The following is a 26,746-nucleotide window of genomic DNA, read 5'->3' as shown; positions in this document are numbered from 1 at the left end:
GCCAAAAACCGCAAGGTCCGCCGGATAGTAGTCCTGCCCGACCAATAATTAAAGTGCTGTTAAGTGTTCAGTTTCGCGCGGGAGTCCATTCATGTCGCGCGTTTCCGTGAGACCAGATCGAACACGGCCCCTTTCGGGGCCGTGTGGTGGTGCCGTGGAGAAACCAGCCGATCAGAAGCGCTGGGTGTACTTCATGTAGATGAAACGACCGATGTCGAAGCCGCCGTAGTACGACACGTTGGCGCTCGGCTGGGTATACATCACCGGACCCACGCGGTCGAACACGTTGTTGGCGCCGACGGCGATCGTGGCGTTCCACGGAGCCTCGTAGCGGATCTGCACGTCATTGAACGTGTTCGAACCCACCGTGCGGCGACGCGAGATCGAGCTGGCCGGCGTGCCATCCGGACGCAGCGCGCCGGTCGGAGCGAACACGATCTCGTCGCACTCGAGGTTCGGCGTGGTCGAGCCCGGGATCAGGTAGGTGCAGCCTTCCTTCATGCCCGAGTAGTAGCGCGAAATCCAGCTGACGCCCCACGAATCCTTCTGCCAGCCCAGGTTGAGGTTGGAGCGGATGCGGAAGGTGCTGGTGAAGCCCACGGCCGACGTCGGGTACACCGCCGCATTGGTCGCGACGAAGTAGTCCTTGGCGGTGTAGGTGCTGTTCGACACGATGCTGAAGTTGCCCATCGTCTCGGTGGTCCAGCGGTAGGCGACGTCGAAGTCGAAGCCTTCGACCTTGCGGAAGCCGGCGTTCTGGCCACCGAAGGTCACCGTCGGGATGCCCAGGACCGGGTCACGGGTGAACAGCGCCGACGAGCAGCGGCTCGCGATCCCCAGCACGTAGCAGTCGTTGAGGATGTTGTTCGGGCTGTCGGCCACGATCGTGTCGGCGATGCGGATCTTCCACCAGTCGAGCGACAGGTTGAGGCCTTCGACGAACGAGGGGCTCCACACGGCGCCGATCGTCTGCGACTTCGACAGCTCCGGCGTCAGCGTCGGGTTGGAGCCCGACGTGAACGCGACCGGGGTCTGCTGGTTCGGCGCACCGACCGGCGTGAAGCCCTGGCCGAGCTGGCGGTAGCTGTCGGCCTGCGCACCGAGCGCGCCCTGGCCGCCGACGCCGTTGCGGCAGTTGGCGCGGGTCTGGGCATTGCTGGCGGAGCTGCCGAACACCGTGTCGCACGGGTCGGTGAAGAACGAGAACGTCTGCGAGCCGCCGCCGTACAGGTCGGCGATCGTCGGTGCGCGGAAGCCGTCGGCGTAGGTGCCGCGGACCAGCAGCGAGTCGATCGGCTTCCACTTCAGGCCGAACTTGTTGTTCGTGGTCTCGCCGAAGGTGTCGTAGTCGGAGAAGCGGCTGGCGATGTTGAGGCTCAGCTCCTGCGCGAACGGCACGTCCGCGAGGATCGGAATCTGCAACTCGGCATAGATTTCGTCGACCGAGTAGCTGCCACGGGTCGGACCCGACGACAGGTTGGTCGACGCGCCGGTCACCGCCAGCGCATCGGGCACGAACTCGCCGTCTTCCTTGCGGTTCTCGACGCCGACCGCGAAGCCCAGATCACCGGCGGGCAGCGCGAAGATCGTGCCGGCCAGGTTGGCTGCGATGACGGTCGTCGACGTGTCGCCGCGCGCGTGCTCTTCCTGGAACAGGTAGTTCTGCAGCGCCGTGTTGCCCGTCAGGCCGCCGGCACCGGTCCGGCCGAACGGCAGGAACGGGTTGAACGGGACGCAGCCGGCGACCGGCGCGGTCGGCGTGCCGCAGCGGACCTGGCCCGTGACCGGGTCGAGGAACGACGGACCGACGGCCAGGCGGGTGTTCGGCAGGTTGAGGTTGCCGTAGGTCGACTGCAGCTGCTTGTTGTCGTTGTGCAGGTACGACACGTCCCAGTCGAACAGGCGGTCGGCGAACTCGAAGCTGCCTTCGAACGCGCCGGAGAAGCGGTACTGGGTCAGCTCGGCGGTCGACACGCGCGGCACTTCCCACGTACGGCGCCACCAGTTGGTGATGGTCTGGCCGGTCGGGTTGAAGTAGCTCGTCGCCGACATCGGCGTGGCGAACGAAGCGGCCTGCATCGGGTAGCCGGCCACGGTGCGGTCGGTGCTGCGGTATGCGTACAGCAGGTTCGTGCGGAAGCGGACGTTGTCGGTGATGTCGAAGATGCCGTCGACATACAGCGAGCGGCGCTCCAGCGGGGTGCGCAGGTCGGTCTGCAGGTTGGTGTTGCTCTTGTGCAGGGTCGAACCCGGCGTGCAGCCGGTGGCCTCGGTGGCGCCGACGCAGGTGCCGGTGTTCAGGTCCTGGCGGATGTAGTCGGTGATGACGCGCGGGTTGCCGCCGTCACGCAGCACGACGCGGGTGCCGGCCGGCAGGCCCGGGACCGGCGTGGTCGCCGTCGTCACGAAGCCACCGAACTGGCCCACCGGGGTCCAGTTGTCGGTCGGGTGGAAGCTCGAGCGCGGGAACGCCGAGTACGGGCGCGCGCTGGCGGCGACCTGGTCTTCCTCAGCCCACTCGGCGGCGGCCGTGATCGAGCCGCGGTCGCCGGTGAAGCCGATAACGAAGTCACCCTTGGTGATGTCGCCGTCGCCTTCGCTGTACTGGCCGAAGTACGCGCTGGCGGCGGCGCCTTCGTAGTTGGAGCGGGTGATCACGTTGATCACGCCGGCGATCGCGTCCGAACCGTAGATCGACGAGGCGCCGTCCTTCAGCACTTCGATGCGCTCGACCGCGACGGCCGGGATCGTCGACACGTCGGCGAAGCCGCTGGTCGAGATGCCGAGGCGGCGGCCGTTGAGCAGGACCAGCGTGCGCTGCGCGCCGAGGTTGCGCAGGCTGATGTACGTGCCGCCAGCGAGCTCACCGGCGGAGAGCGGCGACGCGCGGCTGATCGGCGGCGTGCCGGTGGCCGAGATGTTCTGCAGGATGTCGGCGACCGACTGGAAGCCCTGCTTCTCGATGTCCTGGCGGCTGATCGTCAACACCGGCTGCGCGGTTTCGAGGTCGACCTGGCGGATGCGGGTGCCGGTGACTTCGATGCGATCGAGCGTCGTGGCCTGCTGGTTCGTGGTGCTGGGCTGTTCCTGGGCAAGCACGGCGCCAGAAGCGGCCAGCGTGCCCGTGGCCAGCGCGAAGCAGATCGCGTCGCGCAGCGGGTTGGTTCGGATATTCATCTCTCTCTCCGGTGACTCTTGGTGGATTCCCCTGTGGACTCCGCCGGAGCGCGTACAGCCAACCCACAGATCCGGCAAAGCGAGGCCGATCCTAGACGGGTTGTGGAGAAAATTAAAGAGTCGTTAAGGCCCGTTTTCGACGGGTCCATTTCGGAGTTGGAAAAAATGCTGCGGGGCAGCGGGGACTGGGCCAGCGGCATACGCCGGCGCACGGCCCAGAGGCCTAGAGGTCCTGCTCGTACCTGACGTACGGGACGGTGCCTTCTTCGCCGTCCAGGTTGCCTGGGGCGAAGGGATTCCGGCCGCGGGTCACGACGTTCTCGGCGCCGACCGAGAGCTGTCCGCTCCAGGGCGTGCGCCAGGTCAGCCCGACGCCGAGTCCTTCCCACTGCCCGGGCTGCCCGGGCGTATCGACGACGCGGCCGATGATGTTCGCGCCGAACGGGCCGTAGCCCGCGCCGACGGTGATGGTGCGGGTCGACCAGCGGTCGTTGAACTCCGCCGGCATCTCGCTGGCCGGGACCAGCCGGGCCTTCGCCCACGTGCCGCCGATCGAGACGGTCGCTTCGCGGCCGATGTTCTTCTGCCCGTACAGGGTCAGGGCGTTCTGCTCCGCCTTGACTGCGCGGTTGTTGGGGCTCAGCCACGCCGGCAGGGTTTCACGCGCGGTGCCCAGCGCCATCCCCAGCCGCGCCGTGCCGCGGGAGAGGGTCGCGCCAGCCGCGGAGCGTCCGTTGCGGCCCGCGTCGTCATCCAGCGATGCGACGATGCAGTGGTTGGCGAGGCTGCCGATCGCGCCGGACAGGCCGGTCTTGCCGCAGAACAGGCCGAGGGTGTCGCCGGCACCGAGGCCGAAGGCGGCATCCGGGCCGGCGGCGCCGCTGCGCCAGCGATTGCCTGTCGCCGGCTCGAGCAGGAGGTAGGCCTCCACCTTGCCACTGGCGCTGTTCCAGACCGGCAGCGTCGCCGCGTCCTGGCGGGCTCGCGACTGCGCAGACGCGCCCGTCGCCACGCCGAGGGCGAGCAGCAGAGCGAGTGGCAGGTTGAGCAAGCGCGCGTCCATGGTGGCAATCCGACCCGACGAGGTCGATGAAGTTCCCCTTCCCCAAGGCTCCAGAAGATACTGGATTTATGTTTCCTTAACAATCTGCGACGCGCGCCACAAACCTCACTGCAGGCGGTCCGGGGCTGCCATTTCTGCGGCCGCGGTTGTGAAGAGGGCGTCGATCTGGTCCGCGGTGAAGCGATAGGTCTGCCCGCAGAACTCGCAACGCACGCTGGCTTCGCCATCGGCCACGGCGGCGTGGGCCTCCTCGTCGCCCAGCGACACCAGCATGGCCTCGACCCGCTCGCGCGAGCACGAACAGGCGAACGCGAGCGGCTTGCCGCCCATCAGCTGCACGCCGTCTTCGTGGAACAGCCGGGTCAGCAGGGTGTCGGCCGGCCACGCCAGCAGCTCGGCCGGAGACAGGGTGTCGAACAGCGCGCAGGCGCGCGCCCAGCCGTCCGCATCGCCCTCGTCGCCGGGCAGTTTCTGCAGCATCAGGCCCGCCGCTTCGCGCTCGTCGGCCGCGAGGAGCAGCCGGGTCGGCAGCTGCTCGGACTGGCGGAAATAGTCCTCGAACGCGCCGGCGAGCGAGTCGGACTCCAGCGCCACCAGGCCCTGGTAGCGGACCGGGTCGCGGCCGTCGCGCGACGGGTTCTCGATGGTGATGGCGAGGACAGCGTCCTGGCCCAGGTCGCGCAGGTCGCGCGAGACCGGCGCCCCGTCCTCGAGCTGGGCGATGCCGCGCAGCGTGCCGGCCGCGGTGCATTCGGCGAACAGCGTGCGCAGCGCCCCGCTGCCGCGCGCCTGCACCGACAGGCGCCCGTCGACCTTTGCGTGCCCGGTGAACAGGGCGGCGGCGGCCGCGGCTTCGCCGAGCAGTTCGGCGGCGGCCTCGGGGTACTCCGCGCGGCCGCGGATCTGCTGCCAGGTGTCGTGCAGGTGCACGCGGACGCCGCGCACGCCCGCGCCTTCGATCAGGAATCGGGTCAACTGGTCGCGGTCGTCGGGACGGGCGTCGGCGGTCATGGCGGGTTCCGTGCGGCGCGAGGTGCGGCATCGAAGATAATGCGCGCCTCGCGGTGATGGCTGGGGTGGGGTGAGATGGGGACGCGGATCGTCGAGGGCAAGCGTTGAACGCGCCGCGGAACCGCGGCCGCTGGCGTCGATGGCGCCGGTGGCTGCTGGCGCTGCCGCTGCTGTTCGTGCTCGGCACGGCGCTGCAGGTGCTGGTGCTGCGCTTCGTCGACCCGCCCTTCAGCGCCTTCATGGCGATCCGCCAGTTCGAGGCCTGGACCGATGGCGACTTCGGCTTCCGCGTCGCCTACGACTGGCGCGATCTCGATCAGATGGCCCCGCACGTCCCGGTGGCGCTGGTCGCGGCCGAGGACCAGCGGTTCGCCGAGCATTACGGCTTCGACCTCGAGGCCATCGAGAAGGCGCGCAAGAACAACGCGCGCGGACGCAAGGTGCGCGGCGGCAGCACCATCAGCCAGCAGACCGCGAAGAACCTGTTCCTGTGGAGCGGGCGCAGCTACGTGCGCAAGGCCGTCGAGGCCTGGTACACGTTGCTGATCGAAACCCTGTGGCCGAAGCGGCGGATCGTCGAGGTGTACGCGAACGTCGCCGAGTTCGGCGACGGCGTGTACGGCGCGCAGGCGGCGGCGCGCACCTATTTCCGCCGCGACGCCGACCGCCTCACCGCCTCGCAGGCCGCGCGGCTGGCGGCGGTGCTGCCGAGTCCGCGCCGCTACAGCGTGTCGCGCCCCGGTCCGTACGTGCAGCGGCGCGCCCGCGCGATCGAGCGGCAGATGCGCTACATCGGCGGCGCCGGCTACCTCAGGCAGCTGGACTAAGCCGGCGGCGCTCGCCTTGCGCCGCCCGCCGGCTACCATGCGCGCATGACCCGCGATCGCCTCACCGTCGTCGTCGCCGCGTACAACGAAGCCGACGCGCTGCCGCTGTTGCAGCCGCGGATCGCCGCCGTGCTCGACGCACTCGTCCGCGACGCCGGCATCGACGGCCGCGTGCTGTACGTCGACGACGGCAGCTGCGACGGCACCTGGGCGCTGCTGGAGGCGATGGTCGCCGCCGACCCGCGCGTCGGTGCGATGCGGCTGTCGCGCAACTTCGGCAAGGAGCTCGCGCTGACGGCCGGCCTCGACCACGTCGACGCCGGCGCCGCGCTGATCCTGGACGCCGACGGCCAGGACCCGCCTGAGCTGATCCCGCAGTTCGTGGCCAAGTGGCGCGAGGGTTACGACGACGTCCACGGCACCCGGATGGAGCGCGAGGGCGAGGGCTGGCTGAAGCGCTCGACCGCGCACGCGTTCTACCGGGTCATCGGCCGGCTGTCGAAGACCCCGATCCCGGCCGACACCGGCGACTTCCGGCTGCTGTCCGAGCGCTCGCTGGCCGCGCTGCGGCAGCTGCGCGAGCGCCACCGCTTCATGAAGGGCCTGTTCGGCTGGGTCGGTTACCGACACGTGGCGATCCCGTACCACCGCGAACCGCGCGTGGCCGGCGCCAGCAAGTTCAACCTGTGGAAGCTGTGGAACTTCGCGCTCGAAGGGATCACCAGTTTCTCGACCGCGCCGCTGCGGCTGGCCACGTACCTGGGGCTGGCGACGGCGACCGTCGCGTTCGCGTACGCGCTGTGGGTGATCGCCAAGGCGCTGCTGTGGGGCGACCCGGTGGCCGGCTGGCCGACGATGATGGCGGTGATCCTGTTCCTCGGCGGCGTGCAGTTGATCGCCCTGGGCCTGATCGGCGAGTACCTCGGCCGCCTGTACGACGAGTCCAAGCAGCGCCCGCTGTACCTGGTGGACAGCCGGCTGCCGGCGGCGGGAGTATGCTCGACGCCATCACCGGCGGCAGGAGACGGCCATGCGCAACGTAAGGCAGCTGCTCGAAGCGAAAGCGCCTGAGATCTTCGCGATCGGTCCGGATGCGCCGGTGATCGACGCGATCCGGCTGATGGCCGACAAGCGCATCGGCGCGGTGCTGGTGATGGAAGGGGGGCGACTGGCCGGAATCCTCTCCGAACGCGACTACGCGCGCAAAATCGTGCTGCAGGGACGCTCGTCGTCCGACACCGCGGTGCGCGAGATCATGACCGCGCAGGTCGTGACCGTGCGCCCCGAGGACACCGCCGACCGCTGCATGCAGCTGGTGACCGACCGTCGGATCCGCCACCTGCCGGTCGTCGTGGACGGCCACGTCGTCGGCGTGGTGTCGATCGGCGACCTGGTCAAGGCGGTAATCGAGGACCAGCAGGTCGAACTCGACCAGCTGCAGCGCTACATCGCCTCCTGACGTCGCGAGCCGGCGTGCCGGCGGACCGCTCCACTTACTCGGCGTAGCGCCCGCCGCAGTTGCTGTCCTTGCCCGGTCCCAGTTCGATCGTGGCCAGCAGGGCGGCCGGCGGGGCGATGTTGGCCAGCGTCAGGGCGATCGCACCGCGCAGCCCGACGCGCTTGAGGTCCGGCCGGAAGCGCGGGTCCTTGAAAGTCCCGTCCAGCAGCAGCGGCGATCGGAACGCGAACAGGCTGCGGTCCTTCGGCCGCGGGCGCAGCCGCAGGTCGAGGGTCTCATCGCGCAGGTCCACCGTGCCATTGCCGACGATGATGGTGTCGGAGGTGTCGAACGCCAGCGCCCGGCTCGTCATCACGCCGTCGCGCACGCTGAAGTCGCCGAACGCGCAGCGCACCGGCACCTTGCGGTCCTTCGTGAGCAGGAACTTCAGCGCCTCGGCGATATCGAGTCCGGCCAGCTCCATCAGCAGGTTGCTGATCTGCCCGCGGCCCATGCCGAGCGCGACGTCGCCGTCCGACGTCGCCAGCATCCGCGCGATCGAATTGCCGTTGCCGGTGAGCGCAATGTCGCCACCGACGCGGCCGACCGCGTCGCGCGCCAGCTCGACGTTCGGCAGCAGCTGCGAGAGTTCGAGCCCGCGCGCGGCGATGCGGGCGCGCGTCCGGATCGGACTCTCGCGGGCGTCCATGCGGATCGTCGAGCGCACGTTGCCGCCGGCGACGCCGAAGTTCAGCGGGTCCAGCCGCAGCACGCCGGCGTCGATGAACAGGTGCGCGTCCATGTCGTCGAGCGGCAGCGACGGCGCGTTGATGCGTTGCGCCTTGAGGCGCACGTCCGCGTCCATCGCCCGCAGCCGGTCCAGCTTGTACGGCGTGTCGGGCAAGACGCGTGCGCTCGCCTGCTCCCGAGCGGCCTTCGCCGCGAGTTCGGGGTTGGTCGTTTCGCTGCCGCCGGCGCGGGGTGCCTTGCCGATGAAGCCGGCGAGGTCGTCGAAGTCCAGCCGCTTGGACACGAGGTTGGCGCGCAGGAACGGCCGCGGCCCGCCGGTGGTGACCGCCGCGCTGCCGGCCAGGTCGCTGTCCCCGACCGTGCCGGTGAACCCGTCGTAGCGCCATACGGTCCGGCCGCCGTCGATGTCGCGGGTCAGCCGGCCGTCGAGCGCGTACGGCGGCGTCGGCGGCGTCACGATGCCGATCAACGGGTACAGGTCCTCCATGTCCTTGCCGCGCAGCGCGAGCTTGAGGTCGAAGTCGCGCAGCCGCAGCGGGTCGAGCAGGGTGCCGCGCGCGTGGGCGTGGGTTGCGCCGGCGCTGGCGCGCGCATCGATCCGGTACGGGCTGTCCCGGTCGCGCAGCGCCAGCGGCGATTCGGCCCGGCCCTTCACGGTGAACCGGTTGCCCTGCCAGCGCCCCCCGCCGCTGACCTCGATGGGGATCGCTTCGCCGCGCTTCCCATTCCGCTCCGACGACACGTCGAGCTTGATGTCGGTCTTGCGGCCGGCATCGAGGAACGCGAGCTTGCCTTGGTTGATCGCCAATCTGCGGAATTCCGGCTCCATGCCGCCCGGCTCGCCGAAGCGCCAGTTGCCGACGCGGTTGGGGCCGACCTCGAGGTTGAGGACCGGGCGATCGAGCCGGATCGACGGGATGCGCACGTCGCGCGAGAACAGCGGCCGCAGTTCGACGTCGAACTCGATCCGCTGCGCACGCGCCATCGTCGGCTGCTTCGACCACGCGGCGTTTCCGAACGTCACGTCGTCCGCGCTGATGGTCGGCACCCATCCGAGGTCGACGTCGAGGTCGCCGGCGATCTCGATCGTGCGGCCGGTGCGGCGCTCGACGAAGCGCTCGACCGGCCCGCGGAACCAGTTCCAGTCCCACAGCAGGACCAGGACGGCGATCGCCAGCGTCAGCAACCCGAAGGCCGTCAGCAGCGGATGGCGCCGAAGGGAAGCAAGTCCCGCGCGCGGGGCCATAGCCACGTCCGCGGCGCCGTCCGTCTTCGTCGGCAGGCCGGGCGTCGAGGAGCGCGGCTTCGTATTCACTCCGCGCGCCATCAGCAATCCGCGCCCGCGCCACGCGCGGCGTCGGACGCGTCGCGGGCCGAGGCGGGGGCGGTAGGAACAGCGGGCGTGGAGCAGGGCACGGTCCATCTCCATGGAAACCGTCCCCACCATCGACACCGCTGGGTCAACGCATCGTCAAACCCGACGACCGCGTTGCTCGGGGTTCAGTCCGGCCGTCACGCCTCGTGCAGGACCTGCGCCATCACCGAGATGTAGTGGCACACGCTGCCGGCGATCACGAACATGTGCCAGATCGCGTGCGCATAGGGCAGCGACGGCCGGTGGTAGAACACGGTGCCCAGCGTGTAGAACACGCCGCCCGCCAGCAGCCAGCCGAACGTCCACGCGTCGAGCGCGCCGAGCAGCGGCTTGATCGCGACCACGACGAGCCAGCCCATCGCGATGTAGAACAGCGTCGAGAGCAGCTTGAAGCGGCCGGTGTAGAACAGCTTGAACGCCACGCCGGCGAACGCCAGCGCCCAGATCGCCGCGAACAGGCTCCAGCCCCACGGCCCGCGCAGGCCCACCAGGGTGAAGGGCGTGTACGTGCCCGCGATCAGCAGGTAGATCGCGCAATGGTCGAAGACCTTGAGGCGGGCCTTGGCGACGGGGTGCTGGATCGCGTGGTACAGCGTCGAGGCGATGTACAGCAGCAGCAGGCACAGGCCGAACACGATCGCGCTGACCAGCTGCCAGCCGTCGCCATAGAGGGCGGCCAGGGTGATCAGCACCGCGCCGCCGGCCAGCGCGGCCGCCGCGCCGAAGCCATGGGTCAGCGCATTGACGACCTCTTCGCGTACCGAAACGGTCTCGGACATCCTGTGGCGCTCCTCGGGGGCGGGGCCAACATCCGGTGGCGGATGGACGCAGTCTATCGCGGCCGGCCGGCATGCGATCATGCGCCGATCGCCGACGAGCTCGACATGATCGTTTCCCATCAGCACCGCTACATCTTCGTCCCGATGCCGAAGACCGGCACCCATTCGGTGCGTCAGGCGCTGCGCGAGCACCTCGGTCCGGACGACATCGAACAGGTCGGACTGTTCGTCAACAAGCGCTTCCCGTTCGACGACATCGCCCGGATCAAACACGGCCACCTCAGTGTCCGCCAGGTGCGGCCCTACCTCGGCGACGAGGTGGCCGACGCCTATTTCAAGTTCACGTTCGTGCGCAACCCGTTCGACCGCTTCGTGTCGTACTGCTCGTTCATGACCCGCCAGACCGGCGCGTTCGACCGCGACCCGAAGGGCACGATGCGGCGGATCCTGTTCGAGGCGCGTCCGCTGGACCACGTGCACTTCCAGCCGCAGTACACGCTGCTCGTCAACGACGCCGGCGACGTCGAGATGGACTACCTCGGCCGCGTGGAAACCATGCAGGCCAGCTACGACGCGATCTGCGAGCGGGTCGGCATCCCGAGCCGAGCGCTGGACCGGGTCAACAGCTCGCGGCGGGGGCACTACCGCGAGTATTACGATGCCGACCTGGTCGACGGCGTGGCCGCGCTGTACCGCCGCGACCTCGAGCTGTTCGACTACCAGTTCTGAGGCCCGCGCCATGACGTCCGATCCGTACGCCAACCCGCGCAAGACGACGACGATCCGCCGGCTCGGCCCGGTCGACATCGCGGCGCTGCGCGAGGCCGTACTGGCGATTCCCGAATCGGTCTGGGACGCGGAGAACGCCGACAAGCCGAACCGCTTCGAGGCGCTCGACCGCACCCGCCACATCGTGTTCCGCTTCGTCGACAGCACGCGCGACTGGCGCCGTTCGCACGACCGCGCGCTGTGGGAGGCGTGGCGGCCGCTGCTGGAGCCGGTGCTGGCGCAGGCGGTTGCGCCGTATGGGTACGCGCGCGGCGCGTTCCCGCGGGTGATGCTGGCGCGGATGGCGCCGGGCGGCACGATCAAGCCGCACCGCGACGCGAATCCCGCGGCCAAGTGGCCGCACAAGATCCACGTACCGCTGCTGACCAACCCGGACGTGACGTTCTTCGTTGACGGCGTCGGCCACCACCTGCCGGAGGGCGAGGCGGCCGAGGTCAGCAACATGTCGGTGCACGCGGTCGACAATGCCGGTTCGACCGACCGGATCCACCTGATCTTCGAGTACTTCGACCTCGACCAGCCCGAGCCGGCGTGGCTCGAGCGCGTCGTCGCGGCGCCCGCCGCCGCCCGGTGATCCCGGCGTCGTCCCGGCCGGGTGCCGCGACGCGCGTGCCGGTGGCCGGCCCCGGCGGCGCTCAGTCGATCGCGACGGCGTGCGCGTGTTCGCGCGTGGCCAGGAACTGCACCGACGGCGCGCGCTCCTGCGCCAGCTGCAGGTTGACCCGCGTCGGCGCGAGGTAGACCAGCTGCCCGGCGGCGTCGATGCCGAGGTTCATCGCGTTTTTGTCGCGGAACTCCTCGAGCTTCTTGGCGTCGTCGCAGCGGATCCAGCGCGCCGTCGCAACCTGCACCGGCTCGAAGCTGGCGTCGACGCCGTACTCGTCCTTCAGGCGGTACGCGACCACGTCGAACTGCAGCATGCCGACCGCGCCGAGGATCAGGTCGTTGCTCATCAACGGGCGGAAGAACTGCGTCGCCCCTTCCTCGCTCAGCTGCGCCAGGCCCTTCTGCAGCTGCTTGAGCTTCAGCGGGTCGCGCAGGCGCGCGCGGCGGAACAGCTCGGGGGCGAAGTTCGGGATGCCGGTGAAGGCGATGCTCTCGCCCTCGCTGAAGCTGTCGCCGATCGAGATGGTGCCGTGGTTGTGGATGCCGATCACGTCGCCGGGGAATGCGCTCTCGGCGATCTCGCGGTCGGACGCCATGAACGTCAGCGCGTTGGCCAGCTTCAGCTCCTTGCCGGTGCGCGTGTGGAAGGCCTTCATGCCGGCGCAGAACTGGCCCGAGCAGATGCGCATGAACGCGACGCGGTCGCGGTGCTGAGGGTCCATGTTCGCCTGGATCTTGAACACGAAGCCGGTCAGCTTGCTCTCGGCCGGCTGCACCTCGCGGGTCGTGGTCGCGCGCGGCTTCGGGCTCGGCGCGTGCTCGACGAAGAAGTCGAGCAGCAGCTGCACGCCGAAGTTGTTGACCGCCGATCCGAAGAACACAGGGGTCTGCTCGCCGCGCAGGTAGGCAGCCTTGTCGAACGGGTGCGAGGCGCCTTCGACCAGCTCAAGCTGCTCGCGCAGCTCGGCGAGCGCCGGCGCGCCGATCGCGGCCTCGACACGCGGGTCGTCGATCGACGGCAGGATGGTCGAGTCCTGGCGGGTGAAGTTGCGGCCCTGCTCGTACAGGTGGACCTCACCGGTCAGCAGGTGCACGACGCCCTTCAGCCGCTGGCCCATGCCGATCGGCCACGTGATCGGCGCGCACTGGATCTTCAGCACGCTCTCGACCTCGTCGAGCAGGTCGATCGGGTCCTTGCCCTCGCGGTCGAGCTTGTTGATGAAGGTCATGATCGGCGTGTCGCGCAGGCGGCACACCTCCATCAGCTTGATCGTGCGCTCCTCGACGCCCTTGGCCACGTCGATGACCATCAGGGCGCTGTCCACCGCGGTGAGCACGCGGTAGGTGTCCTCGCCGAAGTCGGCGTGGCCCGGGGTGTCGAGCAGGTTCACGATGCGGCCCTCGTACGGGAACTGCATCACCGACGAGGTCACCGAGATGCCGCGCTCCTTCTCCAGCGCCATCCAGTCGGACGTCGCGTGGCGCGCGGCCTTGCGGCCCTTCACCGAGCCGGCCATCTGGATCGCGCCGCCGAACAGCAGCAGCTTTTCGGTCAGCGTGGTCTTGCCGGCGTCCGGGTGCGAAATGATCGCGAACGTGCGGCGGCGCAGGGCTTCGAGGGAAACATCGGACATGGCGTCGGCGCGCCGCCTGGGCGCGCGGGAGAGTGCGGGAGGGGCGGGATTATAGCCCGGCGCGCCGCGGCGGCCGGCGGGGCCTCACAGGCGGCCGCTGGCGACGCCGGCGGCGATGCGCAGCGGACCGCCCGGCCCGCGCATGCGGAACGGGATCGACTCCAGCCGCATGCCGCGGTTGACCTGCACGACGAAGTGCAGGTGCGGCCCGGTGGTGAAGCCGGTGTTGCCCGAGCGGCCGATCTGCTGCCCGGCGCGGACGCGCTGTCCGACCCGCACCAGCGCGCCGGAGGTGTCGAGGTGCGCGTACAGGGACATCGCGCCGTCATCGTGGACGATGCGGACGAAATTCGCGCGCCCGCCGTACTTCTCGCGGTTCAGGCCGGCCTTGTCGAAGTCCGATTCGACCTGCATAACCACGCCGTCGCGCGCGGCCACGACCGGCGTGCCGATGTCGGCGGCGAAGTCCACCGCGTAGCGGTTGGCGGCGTCGGCGTGGCTGAAGCTGCCGCCGTATCCCTGGTCGATGCGGAAACGCGGCTGCCGCAGCGGCAGCACGTACTCGGCGTCCACGGGGCGGGCATTCGGGGAGCCGGGCAGGCTCTCCATGCGCAGGGCGAAGTCGCCGCCGCGGGCCGGGTCGGCCGCGCTGAGCACCGCGACCAGGGCGCTGCCGCGCGGACCCACGGTGGCGCGCGCCGGCAGCGACGGCTCGCCGACGATGTTGCTGCTGCGGTCCATCCAGACCATGACCTCGATCGGCCCGCCCAGCGTGTTGTCGGCCCACGCCAGGTAGCGGCCGTCGCTGGGCTCGACCCTCAGGCGCGCGATCGCCCCGGGCTCGACCGGCACGCGGATCTCGCGGATCGAGCCGGCGCGCGCGGTGGCCTGCACCTTCGCGTCCGGGGCGCGGTCTCCGTAGTGGGTGACCCCGTTGCGGTCGGTCCACTTGTAGACCTTGGCCGCGTGCAGCGTGCCGGCCGTGGCCAGCAGGCCCATCGCGATCGCGGCGGTGGCGAGCAGGCGCGACATCGTCCTACTCGACGCAGCCCTGCTTCAGGCCGAGGGTGCGGGCGACCTCGCGCAGGTCGAACGCGACCAGCGACTTGTCGTCGTGCACGGCGAACAGCGCGCCGCCGGGGAACGACGGGGTGGCCGCCGCATGCAGGGCGACCCCGTCGGTGTGCGCGGTCACCGCGCCCTCGAAACTCCCGAGGCTCTTGAGGGTGACCCGGTCGAACAGGTGGAAGATCGTCAGCGGCGCCAGCTGGTCGACGGCGATCCAGTAGCCGCCGCCGTCGGGGCAGGTCCACAGCGCGACGCCCTCGGCCTCGGCGCCGAAGCTGTCCTGCGGCAGGCTGCGTCCGGTGTACTTGCCGGAAAAGGTGTACTCGCGCAGCGTCGACTCGTGGCGGCGGTCCTCGTCGGCGACCAGCAGGCGGTCGTTGACTGGGTCGCCGCCGATCGACTCGACCATCCGCAGCGCCGAGCGCTCGCCGGTGTCGCCGAACGCCCCGGCGTAGGTGGAACGCAGCCGGCCGGCCTGGTCGAACTTGACGCGGTAGCGGCGCACGCGTTCGTCGAGTTCGTCGAACGGCGGGACCTCGTCGAACTTCTTGCCGTACATGAAGCTGTCGGTGATGTAGATCTCGAGCTCGCCGGGTTCGGTCTCGGTCAGCCAGATCCCGTACGGGCTGCGCAGCTCCGCGGTGCCGAAGCTGCCGGCAGGGGTGAAATCCGGCAGGTTCAACACCTGCACGCGGCGGTTGTCGCGCTCGACCACGAACAGGTGGTCGCCGTGCACCGCGACCCCGTTGGGCCGGTTGAACTGGCCCGCGCCGGGACCCTCCTCGCCAAACGTGCGCAGCCGCTCGCCGCTGTCGCCGTCGAAGACGACCAGCCGGTGCGTCGACTTGGCGCTGGCGATGACCCAGGTGCGCCCGTCCTCGGTGGTCCACGTCGCCAGCGAGTCGAGTTCTTCCTCCGGCATCGCATCGGACACGTAGTGCTCGGCGATGCGCTGCATCGACGGGGCGGGCAGCGTCGTCGTTGCCGCGGTCGGGGCGACGGGCCTTGACGGCGCAGCGGTGCAGGCGGCGAGGAGCGCCGCGGCGGTGAGAAGAAGGACGGGCTTGATCATCGCCTGAGTGTATTCGGCGCGCCTTCCAGTGTGTCGTTCACGGCGAGGCGAAAATAATAAATCGCTATATGCGGATGAAGCGATTGACACGCTCGGAGGCCGGCGGGCAGACTGCGGCCATCCATCGAGACCGGCTGAGGGACAGGCCCTTTGAAGCCGGGGCAACCCAGCACTGCGCAAGCGGTGCGAAGGTGCCAATTCCTGCGGTGGCCCGGTCGGCGTTGGTCGACAGGGCAGCACCGGAAGATGGTTGAGGGCGTTGCCGCACGGCAGCGCTTGTCAGCGTCGGCTCGATGGCCCCGTCACTCCGGACTGCCGCCATGAGCCTCGTGTCACCCGCTCTCCACTGGGATCGTTCCCACTTTGATCGCGACGACGGTATTTCCGCGCTCGCCTCGACCCCGCCCGACGCCCGCTCCCTCCCCCCGGCCAACCGCGGCGAGGTCGAGGTCGCTTTTTGCCTGCGCCATGCCGGCATGCGCACGCTGCGGTTGCGCTACGAGTCCGTCGGTGCGGCGGGCCTGCCCGTCGTCCTGGTGGCCGGCGGCATCTCGGCCGACCGCCACCTCGCCCCCAACGCCGTCGATGACGCCGCCGGCTGGTGGCCGTCGCAGGTCGGCGAAGGGCGTGCGCTCGACCCGCGCGACCACCGCCTGCTGTCGTTCGACTGGGTCGGCGCCGATGGCGCGCTGGACGCGGTGATCGACCCGGCCGACCAGGCCGACGCGATCGCGGCGCTGCTCGACGCACTGGGCATCCCGGCGCTGCACGCGTTCGTCGGCTGCTCGTACGGGGCGATGGTCGGGCTGCAGTTCGCCCAGCGCCACGGACACCGCCTCGGGCGGCTGGTCGCGATCAGCGGCACCCACCGCGCCCACCCGTATGCCAGCGCATGGCGCGCACTGCAGCGCCGCGCCGTCGCCCTCGGCGCGCTGCAGTGCGACGAGGTGCACGGGCTGTCGCTGGCCCGGCAGTTCGCGATCCTCAGCTACCGCACGCCGGAGGAGTTCGAGTCGCGCTTCGCCGCGCCGCAGGTCCGCGGCGGCCGCGTGCATGTCGGCGCCGAGGACTACCTCGACCACTGCGCCGCGCGCTTCGCCGCGCGCACGTCGCCGACCGCCTACCTGCGCCTGTCCGAGTCGATCGACCTGCAGGCGGTCGAGCCCGAGCGCATCCGCGTGCCGGTGACCGTGGTCGCGGTGGCCGAGGACCGGCTGGTGCCGGTGGCCGACGCGTACGCGCTGGTCGAGCGCCTGCGCGGCGAAACCCGCCTGCGCGTGCTGCGTTCGCCTTACGGGCACGACGCCTTCCTGAAGGAGGACACGGCCATCGCCGCGGTCCTCGCCACCGCACTGACCGACGAACACGCCCCCGTCCTCGAGGAGTCCGCGGCATGAGCACCCACCTGGCCACTCACGCCCCCTGTGCGCCGACGACCGCGGCCGTACGCGCCGGCATCGATCGCGATACCGCGTTCGGCGCCGTCACGCCGCCGCTGGTGCTGTCGTCGAACTTCAGCTTCGCCGGCTTCAACGAGAAGCGAACGTACGACTACACGCGCAGCGGCAACCCGACCCGCGACCTGCTCGCCGATGCGCTGGCCGAGCTCGAAGGGGGCGAGGGTGCGGTGGTCACCGCGACCGGCATGGCCGCGATCACGCTGGTGCTGCACGCGTTCCTGAAGCCGGGCGACCGGCTGGTGGTGCCGCACGACGCGTACGGCGGCAGCTGGCGCCTGTTCAACGCGCTCGCCGCGAAGGGTGCGTTCGAGCTGATCACGTGCGACCTGACCAGCCCGCTCGCGCTTGGCGAGGCGCTGGCGCAATCGCCGGCGCTGGTGTGGATCGAAACCCCGTCGAACCCGCTGCTGCGGATCACCGACCTGCGGCTGGTCATCGACGCCGCGCACGCGGCCGGCGCGCTGGCGGTGGTCGACAACACCTTCCTGTCGCCGGCGCTGCAGCGTCCGATCGCGTTCGGCGCCGACCTCGTCGTGCACTCGACGACGAAGTACATCAACGGCCACAGCGACGTCGTCGGCGGCGCGGTCGTGGCGCGCAGCGCCGAGCTCTCGCAGCCGCTGGCGTGGTGGGCGAACGCGCTCGGCATCACCGGCTCGCCGTTCGACAGCTTCCTGACGCTGCGCGGGCTGCGCACGCTCGACGCGCGCCTGCGCATCCACCAGCAGAACACCGACGCGCTGGTCGCGCTGCTCGACGGCCACCCGGCGGTGCGCGCGCTGCACTACCCCGGGCTGGCGTCGCACCCGGGCCATGCGGTGGCGGCGCGCCAGCAGTCCGGTTTCGGCGCAATGCTGAGCGTCGACCTCGACGGCGGCGACCATGCCGATGGCGAGCAGGCGGTGCGGGCCTTCCTCGACGGGCTGCGCTACTTCACGCTGGCCGAGTCGCTCGGCGGCGTCGAAAGCCTGATCGCGCATCCGGCGACGATGACCCACGCGGCGATGAGCGCCGACGCGCGCGCGTCCGCGGGCATCGGCGACGGGCTGCTGAGGCTCTCGGTGGGCATCGAACATGCCGACGACCTGGTCGCCGACATCGCCGCGGCGCTCGAGCGCGTGCTCGCCAGCGGCCGCAGCGCGAAACGCGCGACGCGATGAGCGCGCGCGTAGCGGCGCAACGCGAGCCCGGACGCGCCGCCCGGGCCGCGCCGGCTGGACGGGTGGCCCTGCTCGGCACCGGCACGGTGGGCCGCGCGGTGCTGGCGCGCTTGGCGGCATGGAACGGGTCGCCGCTCGGTGCGCGGCTGTCGCTGGTCCACGTGGCGAATTCGCGGCACGCGGTGTCGGGTCCGTTCGCGCTGGCGCCCGACCACGCGATTGCGCTGCTGGCGACGCAGGGCCAGCCGGCCTCGCTGGACCTCGTCGCGCCCGTGCTCGGGGGCGACCCCGCGCACCGTGCCGCGCCGCGCATCGTCATCGACGCGACCGCCAGCGACGCCGTCGCGGCGCAGCATGCCGGGTGGCTCGCGCAGGGCATCCACGTCGTCACCGCGTGCAAGCTGGGGCAGGGCACCTCGCTCGCGCGCTGGCGCGCGATCGCCGCCGCGCAGGCGGCGGGCGGGGCGGGCTACGGCGACAGCGCGACGGTGGGCGCGGGCTTGCCGCTGCTGCGCTCGCTGCGCGAACTGCAGGCGGGCGGCGACCGCATCCACGCGATCGCCGGCGTGCTGTCGGGCTCGCTGGCGTGGCTGTTCAACCGCTACGACGGGCTGCGCCCGTTCTCGGGCTTCGTCCGTGACGCGCGCGAGGCGGGCTACACCGAGCCCGATCCGCGCGACGACCTGTCCGGCGAGGACGTGCGCCGCAAGCTGCTGATCCTGGCGCGCGCCGCGGGTGTGGGGCTCGAGGCCGATGAGGTCGACGTCCAGTCGCTCGTGCCGCCTGCGCTCGCCGGCTTGTCGGTCGACGCGCTCGATGCCGCGCTGCCGACGCTCGATTCGCCGCTGCGCGCGCGATTCGCCGACGCGTGGAAGCGCGGCGAGCGCCTGCGCTTCATCGCGCGACTGGAAGGCGGACGCGCGCGGGTCGGCCTGGAATCGCTGCCGGTCGACCACCCGCTGGCCGGCGGCGCCGGCACCGACAACCGCGTGGCGGTCTGGTCGGACCGCTACCGCGACCAGCCGCTGGTGATCCAGGGGCCCGGCGCCGGAGCCGACGTGACTGCCGCTGCGCTGCTGGACGACGCGTTGCGGTTCGCGGCGACGTCGTCCGCCGCGTGCGGCGTCAGCACTCGATGACGTTGACCGCCAGCCCGCCTCGCGAGGTTTCCTTGTACTTGTCCTGCATGTCGCGGCCGGTGTCGCGCATGGTCTTTATGACCTTGTCGAGGCTGACCTTGTGCTTGCCGTCGCCGCGCATCGCCATGCGGCTGGCGTTGATCGCCTTGACCGCGCCCATCGCGTTGCGCTCGATGCACGGGATCTGCACCAGGCCGCCGATCGGGTCGCAGGTCAGGCCGAGGTTGTGTTCCATGCCGATCTCGGCCGCGTTCTCGATCTGCCCGGGCGTGCCGCCGAGCGCGGCGGTGAGGCCCGCAGCCGCCATCGAGCACGCCACGCCGACCTTGCCCTGGCAGCCGACCTCGGCGCCGGAGATCGAGGCGTTTTCCTTGTAGAGGATGCCCACGGCCGCAGCGGTCAGCAGAAACGTGCGGATCCCGGCGATATTCGCGCCGGGGCAGAAGCGGTCGTAGTAGTGCAGCACCGACGGGATGATGCCGGCCGCGCCGTTGGTCGGCGCGGTGACGACGCGGCCGCCGGCGGCGTTCTCCTCGTTGACCGCGAGCGCGTACAGGTTGACCCAGTCCAGCGTCGTCAGCGGGTCGCGCATCGCGGCCTCGGGCTTTGACGAGAGCTCGGCATGCAGCGACGGTGCGCGCCGGGTCACGTGCAGTCCGCCGGGCAGGGTGCCGCTCTCGCGGATGCCGCGCGCGACGCACGACTGCATCGCCAGCCACAGCTCGTCGAGGCCGGCGTCGATCTCGGCCGGCGTGCGCCAGGCCTGTTCGTTGGCGTGCATCAGCTGGGCGATGCTCAGGCCCGTCTCGGCGCAGCGCGCCAGCAGCTCGTCGCCGCTGCGGAACGGGTGCGGAAGTTCGGTCTCATCGGCGACGATGCGGTCTTCGGCCGCCTCGTCCTGGTTGACCACGAAGCCGCCGCCGACCGAGTAGTAGTCGCGCGTGGCGATCACTTCGCCGTCCGCGTCGAACGCGGTGAAGCGCATGCCATTGGTGTGGAACGGCAGCTTCTGGCGCTTGTTCATGATCAGGTCGTGCTTCTCGTCGAAGCCGATCTCGTGCTCGCCGTGCAGGCGCAGGCGCTTGTCGGCGCGGATGCGCTGCAGCGTGGCCGGGATCACGTCCGGGTCGATCTGGTTCGGCCAGTGGCCCTCCAGCCCCATCAGCACCGCCTTGTCGGTGCCGTGGCCGCGTCCGGTCAGCGCGAGCGACCCGAACACTTCGGCGCGCACGCGCGCGGTGCGCGCCAGGTCACTGCCGTCACCTGCGCCGCCTTCGACCAGCCAGCGTTCGACGAACCGCGCCGCCGCGCGCATCGGCCCGACGGTGTGCGAGGAGCTCGGCCCGATGCCGATCTTGAACAGGTCGAAACTGCTGACGGCCACCGGCGTGCGACTCCATGACGTTGCCGCGCGGCGCAGGCTGCGGCGCGCAGGGCCGGTATTCTACGCGCCCGCCGAACGCGCCCCTGCCATACCGTGGCGCATGCCGATGACCGAGCCGACCCACGCGCCCACTGACGATTGCCGGCCCGGTTCGACGCCGGAGCTCGTGCTGTTCCAGCGCGACGACTGCCACCTGTGCGACGTCGCGCTCACGGTGCTGGCCGACGCGCGCGCGCCGGAGTTCGCCAGCGTGTTCATCGACGGCGACGACGGGCTCGAGGCGCGTTACGGGCACCGCGTGCCGGTGCTGCGCGACAGCCGCCGCGACCTTGAACTCGACTGGCCGTTCGGCGCCGAGGCCGTGCGGGCGTTCCTCGCTCCCTGAGCGGTCGGACTACTTCTTCGCCGGCGCGAACACGACCCGGGTGCTGACCGCGACGTCGTTCGGCAGCGTCGTCGTGTCGGCCCAATCGCCGCCGCCGATGCCGAAGTCCAGCCGTTTCACCGTGGCCTTGCCGTCGAGCACGGGCCGCGCGCCCGGGGTCCACGTGAACGTGAGGGTCACCGGCTTGGACACGCCGCGCAGCGACAGCGAGCCGTCGGCCGCGTAGCGGTTGCCGCCGAGGCTGCGGAACCGGGTGGCGGTGTAGCGCGCCTGCGCGAACCTGGCCACGTTGAAGAAGTCGCTGCCGAGCAGGGTCTCGTCGCGTTCCGGATTCGCGGTCGTGGTGCCGGCCAGCGGGATGACCACGTCGAGTTTCGATTTGGCGAGCTGGGCCGGATCGAAGCTCAGCCGGGTCGTGAAGGCGGGGAAGCGGCCAGTGAAGGCTTCGCCGTCGTAGCGGCTGGCGAAGCCCAGCGTCGAGCCGGGCGCCTGCACGTAGTCGGCGGCGAGTGCGGGCGACGCGACGAGGGACGCGGCAATGAACAGGGCGGCAACGGCGCGCACGGGCAACTCCTTCAGGGGGACGTCGGCGGAACGCCGGACACGGTGCGCCGGCCCGGCAGCATGCGCTGCAGCGTCGCGTCGCGCATGAACAGATGGTGGTACAGCGCGGCGCCGGCGTGCACCAGCACCAGGGCGATCAGCGCCGAGAACAGCAGCTCGTGCGCTTCCTCCATCGTTTCGCGCAGCGCCGGGTTCGGCGCAGCCAGCTTGGGCACGACGAACAGGCCGAACCAGCGCAGCGGCCGCAGCCCGCTCATCGAGTCGTACAGCCAGCCGCTGAGCGGGATTGCGAACAGCAGGCTGTACATCGCCCAGTGCGTGACCGAGGCGACCGTCGCCTGCCAGCGCGGCGTGCCGGCGACCGGCCGCGGCGCGCCGGCGAACAGTCGCCACGCCAGGCGCAGAGCCACCAGCGCCAGCACCGTGATGCCGGTCGACTTGTGCAGGTCGTAGACCCAGAAATACTTCGGCGACTTCGGCAGCTCGACCATCACCAGCCCGACCGTGCCCATCGCCAGGATCAGCACGACGATCAGCCAGTGCAGCCCCTGGCTGACGGGGCCCCAGCGATCGACGGTGTTCTTCAGGGTCATGGCGCAGGCTCCTTGGCGGGGTCGGGCGGGACGTCGGCCGGGGGGACGGGCGCCGCCTCGGGCGCCGGTTGCAGCGTCGGGTCGCCCACGGGCGCTTCCTCCCGATCGGCGCCGCCATCGCGCACCGCCTCGGCTTCGATGCGCAGTGCGACCTCGTCGCCGATCACGCTTTTCCACGCGGTAATGCCGAACGCCGCCCGGCTGAGCGTGGCGGTCGCGGAAAACCCTGCGGTTCGGCGAAACGGCGGCAGCGGGTGGCGCTTGAGCGCGTTGAGTTTCACGTCCAGGCACAGCGGCGCGGTCGTGCCGCGCAGCGTGAGTTGCCCGCAGACCTTGGCGCGGTTGGCATCGACGGGCTCGATCGCGTCGGACACGAAGCGCGCCTGCGGGTGGCGCTCGCCGTCGAGCAGGTTGCGCGCCAGCGTCGCGGCGTTCCACTTCGCGTCGCCGAGGTCGAGCCGATCCAGCGGGACCGTGACGTCCAGCTGCGCACTGCGCCAGTCGTCCGGATCGAAGCGCAGCGTGCCGGTGCTGCCGGACACCGTGCCGATCGCGTCGGAGAAGCCGGCGTGCGACACGGCGAAGGCCACCCGCGTGTGCACCGGATCGAGGCGGTACGCCTCCACGCCGGCGCCGTGGGCGACGGGGGACGCGAGCAGCACCGCGAGCGCGGTCAGGGCAGGTCGGAGCATCGGCCACCGGAACGGAGCGACGGTCCGACGATTCTAGGCGCGCGTCGGTGACGCCGTTGCCGCGGCGCCGCAACGGACCGTTGCGGGGCGTCGGGCGGCTTGCGCGCGCGCTTCGGCGTTGCGACGATCGCCGGCAGCCGCGGGGGCGGCAAGGAGCGGGGCATGGCGCCAGGATGGCGGATCGGCAATGCGTGGCGCGCGGCGCTGCTGGGCATCGCGCTGTGGAGCGGCCCCACCGGCCACGGCCACGCGGGGGTTCCGGAAACCCCGCGCCTGCGCCAGCTGACGGTGGCCGACGGCCTGCCGTCGAACCGGATCAACGGCATCGCCGAAGACCGCTCCGGCTACCTGTGGATCGCCACCAGCGACGGCCTCGCACGCTACGACGGCGCGCGCTACCGGATCTGGCGCAGCGAGGACGGGCTCGGCGACTCGTTCGTGTGGTCGGTGCACGTCGACGCGCGCGACCGCGTGTGGGTCGCCACGGCGAGCGCCGGCCTGGTAATGCTCGATGCGTCCCGAACGCCGGCCCTGCGCTTCGATCGTCGACGCACGCCGCTGCTGCAGAGCAACGACATCTGGGCGGTGACCTCGACGCCTGACGGCGCCGTCTGGGCGGGCACCGCCGGCGGCGGCCTCTACCGCGTGCGTGCCGACCCCGGCACGCCGGCGCGAATCACCCGGTTCCTGCCGCGCGCCGGTGATCGGCGCAGCCTGCCGGACGCGCGCGTCAGCCACCTCGTCACCGGCCCCGACGGCACCCTGTGGGTCGGCACCAAGGGCGGCGTCGCGCGCTGGACCGGCACCGGATTCGAGCGGCTGCCGCCGACAGCGCTGCCCAGCCCGACGGTCAACGCGCTGACGGCCGACGCCGACGGCGCGCTGTGGATCAGCACCGCGCGCGGTGCCAGCGTCCGGCGTCCAGACGGCAGGATCGACCGGCAACCGTGGGGCGCGGAGGCGCGCGTGCTGCACACGCTGTTGCGTGATCGCAGCGGCCGGCACTGGCTCGACATTCCCGAAGGACTCGGCCACGACGGCGAGCACGGCGTGGCCGTGGTGCCACTGCACAGCCCCGAGGCGCGCGGGCCGGTGCGGCCGGCATGGCTCGGCGCGCTGGAGGATCGCCACGGCGGCCTGTGGTTCGCCAGCGCAGGCAACGGGCTCTGGCACCTGCCGGCGTCGTGGCGCCAGTTCGCTGTGCTGTCCCGCGTCGACGGCGACGACCGCACGCTCGCCAATGCGCACGTGCGCGGCATTGCCAGCGCGCGCGACGGCAGCATGTGGCTGGTCGGCAGCGGCGGGGTGCTCGACCGGCTCGACCCGGAAACCGGCGCGATCGAGCACGTGGTGCGCGACGTCGGCGACGGCGCGCTGCCGGTCGGCGTGTTCGAGGACCGCGCGGGCACCGTGTGGGTCGGCTACCACGCCGGCATCGCCGCGATACGTGACGGCCGCGTCCGCCGATGGGGAGTGGACGATCCACAGGACCCTGCGCCGGATGACATCGTGTTCGGCTTCGCCGAGGACGGCGAGGGTGGAATCTGGATCGCCTCGATCCAGGCCGGCGTGCAGGCCCGTGACCGCGACGGGCGCGTGCTCGTATCCGTGCGTGGCGGCGACGGCCGCGGCCTGCCGAGCGGTGCGAGCCTCCAGCAGATTGGGATCGGCGCAGACGGCGCGCCGTGGCTCGCGGGCTCGCACGGGCTGTCGATGTGGGACGCCGGCGCGCGTCGATTCACCCCGGTGCCCGGCGCGCCGGCGGGACGGGTGTGCGGCTTCGCGCTCGCGCCGGACGGCGACGTCTGGCTGGCCGGCGTCGGCGAGTTGAGCCGGCATCGATGGGATGGCGAACGGCTGCAGCAGATCGACGTGTTCGGCGCCGAAGACGGCATGCCGGTGCTGGCGCCCAGCGGGCTCACGCTCGACGGCAACGGCATCGTGTGGGTGACCACGACCCGTGGCCTGCTGCGCCTGGACCCGGCCACCCGTGCGCTGCGGCGCTACGGCGTGCGCAGCGGCCTGCCGAGCCAGGAGTTCGACAGCGCACCGGTCGCGCGCGTCAGCGACGGTCGTTTGCTGGTCGGCCACCCCGAGGGCCTGCTGGTGTTCGATCCCGCGGTCGTCCGCCCGGCCACGGTCGGGCCCCCGGTGGCGATCGAGACCGTCGATGCACGCCGCGGCGATGCGCGTGCGGCGTTCGATCCGTCGCGCCCGTTCGTGCTCGCGGCCGGCGACCGCGACCTCCGGGTCATCGCGCGCCTGCTGTCGTTCGACGACGCGCGCAGCCACGCCTACCGGTTCCGTCTCGACGGCCACGACAGCGACTGGGTCGAGGTCGGCGCCGACGGCGAGCGGGTGTTCTCGCGACTGGCGCCGGGCGCCTATGCCCTGCGCATCAAGGCGCGCGCGGCCGACAACGCCTGGTCTCCGGTGCGCACGCTGTCGTTCCGCGTCGCCGCTCCGTGGTGGCGCACGTGGCCGGCGCTGTTCGGCGCGGTCGGCTGCGGGCTGCTGCTGGCGTGGTGGATCGCCGATGGCTACCGCACGCGGATCAAGCGGCGGCATGCATGGAAGCTGGCGCAGCGCGAGCGTGAGCTGGCGACCCAGGCCTCGCTCGCCAAGACCCGCTTCCTCGCCACGCTGGGCCACGAAGTGCGAACGCCGATGACCGGCGTGCTCGGCATGAGCGAACTGCTGCTCGCGACCGAGCTCGACGGCCGTCAGCGCGGCTACGTGCGTTCGATCCACGCCGCCGGCGAGCACCTGGTCAGGCTGGTCAACGACGCGCTAGACCTGGCGCGCATCGAGTCGGGCAAGCTCGAACTGTCGGACGAGCCAATCGACCTGTTCGCGCTGGTCGACGAGGTGGTCGCGCTGATGGCTCCGCTTGCGCGGCAGCGCGGGCTGGCGTTCGAGCGGGAGGTGGCGGCCGACGGGCCGCGCGACGTACGCGGGGACCCGGCCCGGCTCCGGCAGATCCTGATGAACCTCGTCGGCAACGCGATCAAGTTCACCGAGCGGGGGACGGTCACGCTGCGGCTGGCGCCGGGCGCGACGGGCGGCGTGCGGCTCGAGGTGGTGGACACCGGCCCGGGGCTCAACGAAGAGCACAAGGTCCGCCTGTTCCGACGCTTCGAACAGGCCGATGGCGCGCGCACGGCCGCGCGCTACGGCGGCAGCGGGCTTGGGCTGGCGATCTGCCAGGAGCTGGCGGCGGCGATGGGCGGCACGATCGCAGTCGACAGCGCCGTCGGCCACGGGACGCGGTTCGCCGTCGATCTCCCGCTGCCGGTGTTGTCGCGCGAGACGTGCGCCGACACCGACGCCGATGAAGATGCACGGACAGACACTGACCCCGGCCTGGTCGCGACGGGCCCGACTTCCGCGTCCGATGCGGCGCGCGCCCCGCCGTGCTCGCTGCTGCTGGTCGAGGACGATCCGACCGTGGCCGACGTCGTCGCCGGCCTGCTGCGCGCCCAGGGCCACCGCGTGGTGCACGCCGCGCACGCGCTGGCCGCGCTGGCCGAAGCGTCACCGGGCCGTTTCGATGCCGGCCTGCTGGACCTCGACCTGCCCGGGATGGACGGGTTCGCGCTGGCGCGCCAGCTGCGCGCGCAGGGGCTGACCATGCCGCTGGTGGCGATCACCGCGCGCGCCGACGCGGAGGCCGAACCGCTCGCGCGCGCCGCGGGATTCGACCGCTTCATCCGCAAGCCAGTGACCGGCGCCAGGCTGGCGGCGCTGGTCGACGACCTCGCGGCCGCGGCGCCGCCGTGA

22 protein-coding genes and 1 riboswitch are annotated in these 26,746 nt (G+C 71.2%); of the genes, 10 read left to right on the top strand and 12 right to left on the bottom strand.

What is annotated here, in order from left to right; all coding sequences use genetic code 11:
• Positions 1–171 precede the first annotated feature (171 nt).
• The 3 genes from D3A60_RS11835 to hslO all read right to left on the bottom strand — a co-directional run bounded on the left by D3A60_RS11835 (position 172) and on the right by hslO (position 5,251).
• Positions 172–3,177, bottom strand: a complete 3,006-nt coding sequence (locus D3A60_RS11835) for a TonB-dependent receptor plug domain-containing protein (RefSeq protein WP_119718839.1) — start codon at positions 3,175–3,177, stop codon at positions 172–174.
• A gap of 223 nt (positions 3,178–3,400) precedes the next feature.
• Entirely contained in the window at positions 3,401–4,240 is an 840-nt protein-coding gene (locus D3A60_RS11830) for an XOO1806 family protein (RefSeq protein WP_119718838.1), read from the bottom strand.
• 105 nt (positions 4,241–4,345) lie between these two features.
• Positions 4,346–5,251 carry an Hsp33 family molecular chaperone HslO gene (hslO, locus tag D3A60_RS11825; protein ID WP_119718837.1) on the bottom strand — a complete coding sequence of 302 codons (906 nt, stop codon included), beginning with the start codon at positions 5,249–5,251 and terminating at the stop codon, positions 4,346–4,348.
• A 104-nt stretch (positions 5,252–5,355) separates the two neighbouring features.
• Here hslO and mtgA point away from each other — a divergent pair, with 104 nt between their 5' ends.
• The 3 genes from mtgA to D3A60_RS11810 are packed head-to-tail and all read left to right on the top strand — an operon-like array spanning position 5,356 to position 7,537.
• Positions 5,356–6,078 carry a monofunctional biosynthetic peptidoglycan transglycosylase gene (mtgA, locus tag D3A60_RS11820; RefSeq protein WP_119718836.1) on the top strand — a complete coding sequence of 241 codons (723 nt, stop codon included), beginning with the start codon at positions 5,356–5,358 and terminating at the stop codon, positions 6,076–6,078.
• Positions 6,079–6,123: 45 nt separating this feature from the next.
• The gene (locus D3A60_RS11815; RefSeq protein ID WP_119718835.1) at positions 6,124–7,149 is read left to right on the top strand and encodes a glycosyltransferase family 2 protein; all 1,026 of its coding nucleotides are present in this window, start codon (positions 6,124–6,126) and stop codon (positions 7,147–7,149) included.
• Positions 7,109–7,537 carry a CBS domain-containing protein gene (locus D3A60_RS11810; RefSeq protein WP_119718834.1) on the top strand — a complete coding sequence of 143 codons (429 nt, stop codon included), beginning with the start codon at positions 7,109–7,111 and terminating at the stop codon, positions 7,535–7,537. The genes D3A60_RS11815 and D3A60_RS11810 overlap by 41 nt, the downstream gene beginning before the upstream one ends.
• 34 nt (positions 7,538–7,571) lie before the next feature.
• On the opposite strand, the gene D3A60_RS11805 is transcribed toward D3A60_RS11810, so the two are convergent.
• Together D3A60_RS11805 and trhA are read right to left on the bottom strand one after the other, a co-directional pair.
• On the bottom strand, positions 7,572–9,512 hold the full coding sequence (locus D3A60_RS11805; protein WP_119718833.1) for an AsmA family protein: 1,941 nt from the start codon (positions 9,510–9,512) through the stop codon (positions 7,572–7,574).
• A gap of 266 nt (positions 9,513–9,778) precedes the next feature.
• On the bottom strand, positions 9,779–10,420 hold the full coding sequence (gene trhA, locus D3A60_RS11800) for a PAQR family membrane homeostasis protein TrhA (protein WP_119718832.1): 642 nt from the start codon (positions 10,418–10,420) through the stop codon (positions 9,779–9,781).
• Between the two features lie 105 nt (positions 10,421–10,525).
• Between trhA and D3A60_RS11795 the strand changes: the two genes are divergently transcribed.
• On the top strand, positions 10,526–11,149 hold the full coding sequence (locus D3A60_RS11795; protein WP_119719108.1) for a sulfotransferase family 2 domain-containing protein: 624 nt from the start codon (positions 10,526–10,528) through the stop codon (positions 11,147–11,149).
• Between the two features lie 10 nt (positions 11,150–11,159).
• Complete coding sequence (locus D3A60_RS11790) at positions 11,160–11,783, top strand: aspartyl/asparaginyl beta-hydroxylase domain-containing protein (protein ID WP_119718831.1); 624 nt, start codon at positions 11,160–11,162, stop codon at positions 11,781–11,783.
• A 61-nt stretch (positions 11,784–11,844) separates the two neighbouring features.
• Here D3A60_RS11790 and D3A60_RS11785 read toward each other — a convergent pair whose 3' ends face one another.
• From D3A60_RS11785 to D3A60_RS11775, 3 genes are all read right to left on the bottom strand, one after another.
• A complete protein-coding gene (locus D3A60_RS11785) occupies positions 11,845–13,449 on the bottom strand; it encodes a peptide chain release factor 3 (RefSeq protein WP_119718830.1) in 1,605 nt (534 codons plus the stop codon).
• An 84-nt stretch (positions 13,450–13,533) separates the two neighbouring features.
• The gene (locus D3A60_RS11780) at positions 13,534–14,481 is read right to left on the bottom strand and encodes a peptidoglycan DD-metalloendopeptidase family protein (RefSeq protein WP_231120482.1); all 948 of its coding nucleotides are present in this window, start codon (positions 14,479–14,481) and stop codon (positions 13,534–13,536) included.
• A 4-nt stretch (positions 14,482–14,485) separates the two neighbouring features.
• Positions 14,486–15,589, bottom strand: a complete 1,104-nt coding sequence (locus D3A60_RS11775; protein ID WP_196778717.1) for an NHL repeat-containing protein — start codon at positions 15,587–15,589, stop codon at positions 14,486–14,488.
• A 118-nt stretch (positions 15,590–15,707) separates the two neighbouring features.
• Positions 15,708–15,842, top strand: a riboswitch (SAM riboswitch).
• A gap of 67 nt (positions 15,843–15,909) precedes the next feature.
• Here D3A60_RS11775 and metX point away from each other — a divergent pair.
• From metX to D3A60_RS11760, 3 genes are read left to right on the top strand one after another with little or no spacing between them, the layout of a single operon-like run.
• On the top strand, positions 15,910–16,986 hold the full coding sequence (gene metX, locus D3A60_RS11770; protein ID WP_119718828.1) for a homoserine O-succinyltransferase MetX: 1,077 nt from the start codon (positions 15,910–15,912) through the stop codon (positions 16,984–16,986).
• A complete protein-coding gene (gene metB / locus D3A60_RS11765) occupies positions 16,983–18,209 on the top strand; it encodes a cystathionine gamma-synthase (protein ID WP_119718827.1) in 1,227 nt (408 codons plus the stop codon). Before metX ends, metB begins: the two co-directional genes overlap by 4 nt.
• Positions 18,206–19,348, top strand: a complete 1,143-nt coding sequence (locus tag D3A60_RS11760) for a homoserine dehydrogenase family protein (protein ID WP_119718826.1) — start codon at positions 18,206–18,208, stop codon at positions 19,346–19,348. Before metB ends, D3A60_RS11760 begins: the two co-directional genes overlap by 4 nt.
• Here D3A60_RS11760 and D3A60_RS11755 read toward each other — a convergent pair.
• Positions 19,335–20,732 (bottom strand): L-serine ammonia-lyase, encoded by a 1,398-nt coding sequence (locus tag D3A60_RS11755; protein WP_119718825.1) that lies wholly within the window; start codon positions 20,730–20,732, stop codon positions 19,335–19,337. The genes D3A60_RS11760 and D3A60_RS11755 overlap by 14 nt on opposite strands.
• 106 nt (positions 20,733–20,838) lie before the next feature.
• On the opposite strand from D3A60_RS11755, the gene D3A60_RS11750 reads away from it, so the two are divergent.
• A complete protein-coding gene (locus D3A60_RS11750) occupies positions 20,839–21,117 on the top strand; it encodes a glutaredoxin family protein (RefSeq protein ID WP_119719106.1) in 279 nt (92 codons plus the stop codon).
• 9 nt (positions 21,118–21,126) lie between these two features.
• Here the strand turns inward: D3A60_RS11750 and D3A60_RS11745 are convergent, their stop codons facing one another.
• From D3A60_RS11745 to D3A60_RS11735, 3 genes are read right to left on the bottom strand one after another with little or no spacing between them, the layout of a single operon-like run.
• Positions 21,127–21,663 (bottom strand): YceI family protein, encoded by a 537-nt coding sequence (locus D3A60_RS11745; protein ID WP_119719105.1) that lies wholly within the window; start codon positions 21,661–21,663, stop codon positions 21,127–21,129.
• A gap of 29 nt (positions 21,664–21,692) precedes the next feature.
• The gene (locus D3A60_RS11740) at positions 21,693–22,274 is read right to left on the bottom strand and encodes a cytochrome b (RefSeq protein WP_119718824.1); all 582 of its coding nucleotides are present in this window, start codon (positions 22,272–22,274) and stop codon (positions 21,693–21,695) included.
• Positions 22,271–22,966: a YceI family protein gene (locus D3A60_RS11735; protein ID WP_119718823.1), complete on the bottom strand. Its 696-nt coding sequence runs from the start codon at positions 22,964–22,966 to the stop codon at positions 22,271–22,273. The genes D3A60_RS11740 and D3A60_RS11735 overlap by 4 nt, the downstream gene beginning before the upstream one ends.
• Positions 22,967–23,128: 162 nt before the next feature.
• Here D3A60_RS11735 and D3A60_RS11730 point away from each other — a divergent pair, with 162 nt between their 5' ends.
• A complete protein-coding gene (locus D3A60_RS11730) occupies positions 23,129–26,746 on the top strand; it encodes a hybrid sensor histidine kinase/response regulator (protein ID WP_119719104.1) in 3,618 nt (1,205 codons plus the stop codon).

Source organism: Cognatilysobacter tabacisoli (assembly GCF_003586305.1).
GTDB classification, from domain to species: domain Bacteria; phylum Pseudomonadota; class Gammaproteobacteria; order Xanthomonadales; family Xanthomonadaceae; genus Cognatilysobacter_A; species Cognatilysobacter_A tabacisoli.
Note: the sequence above shows the minus strand (reverse complement) of the source record. Positions and strands in the feature narration are given on the sequence as shown.

What these genes read in the sequence shown, in the direction of transcription:
- metB (WP_119718827.1), top strand. Translation starts at nt 16,983, where the DNA reads ATGAGCACCCACCTGGCCACTCACGCCCCCTGTGCGCCGACGACCGCG.
- D3A60_RS11735 (WP_119718823.1), bottom strand. Translation starts at nt 22,966, where the DNA reads ATGCTCCGACCTGCCCTGACCGCGCTCGCGGTGCTGCTCGCGTCCCCC.
- D3A60_RS11815 (WP_119718835.1), top strand. Translation starts at nt 6,124, where the DNA reads ATGACCCGCGATCGCCTCACCGTCGTCGTCGCCGCGTACAACGAAGCC.
- D3A60_RS11750 (WP_119719106.1), top strand. Translation starts at nt 20,839, where the DNA reads ATGACCGAGCCGACCCACGCGCCCACTGACGATTGCCGGCCCGGTTCG.
- D3A60_RS11760 (WP_119718826.1), top strand. Translation starts at nt 18,206, where the DNA reads ATGAGCGCGCGCGTAGCGGCGCAACGCGAGCCCGGACGCGCCGCCCGG.
- metX (WP_119718828.1), top strand. Translation starts at nt 15,910, where the DNA reads ATGAGCCTCGTGTCACCCGCTCTCCACTGGGATCGTTCCCACTTTGAT.
- hslO (WP_119718837.1), bottom strand. Translation starts at nt 5,251, where the DNA reads ATGACCGCCGACGCCCGTCCCGACGACCGCGACCAGTTGACCCGATTC.
- D3A60_RS11740 (WP_119718824.1), bottom strand. Translation starts at nt 22,274, where the DNA reads ATGACCCTGAAGAACACCGTCGATCGCTGGGGCCCCGTCAGCCAGGGG.
- trhA (WP_119718832.1), bottom strand. Translation starts at nt 10,420, where the DNA reads ATGTCCGAGACCGTTTCGGTACGCGAAGAGGTCGTCAATGCGCTGACC.
- D3A60_RS11810 (WP_119718834.1), top strand. Translation starts at nt 7,109, where the DNA reads ATGCGCAACGTAAGGCAGCTGCTCGAAGCGAAAGCGCCTGAGATCTTC.
- D3A60_RS11780 (WP_231120482.1), bottom strand. Translation starts at nt 14,481, where the DNA reads ATGTCGCGCCTGCTCGCCACCGCCGCGATCGCGATGGGCCTGCTGGCC.
- D3A60_RS11830 (WP_119718838.1), bottom strand. Translation starts at nt 4,240, where the DNA reads ATGGACGCGCGCTTGCTCAACCTGCCACTCGCTCTGCTGCTCGCCCTC.
- D3A60_RS11785 (WP_119718830.1), bottom strand. Translation starts at nt 13,449, where the DNA reads ATGTCCGATGTTTCCCTCGAAGCCCTGCGCCGCCGCACGTTCGCGATC.
- D3A60_RS11775 (WP_196778717.1), bottom strand. Translation starts at nt 15,589, where the DNA reads ATGATCAAGCCCGTCCTTCTTCTCACCGCCGCGGCGCTCCTCGCCGCC.
- D3A60_RS11805 (WP_119718833.1), bottom strand. Translation starts at nt 9,512, where the DNA reads ATGGCCCCGCGCGCGGGACTTGCTTCCCTTCGGCGCCATCCGCTGCTG.
- D3A60_RS11835 (WP_119718839.1), bottom strand. Translation starts at nt 3,177, where the DNA reads ATGAATATCCGAACCAACCCGCTGCGCGACGCGATCTGCTTCGCGCTG.
- D3A60_RS11730 (WP_119719104.1), top strand. Translation starts at nt 23,129, where the DNA reads ATGGCGCCAGGATGGCGGATCGGCAATGCGTGGCGCGCGGCGCTGCTG.
- D3A60_RS11795 (WP_119719108.1), top strand. Translation starts at nt 10,526, where the DNA reads ATGATCGTTTCCCATCAGCACCGCTACATCTTCGTCCCGATGCCGAAG.
- D3A60_RS11790 (WP_119718831.1), top strand. Translation starts at nt 11,160, where the DNA reads ATGACGTCCGATCCGTACGCCAACCCGCGCAAGACGACGACGATCCGC.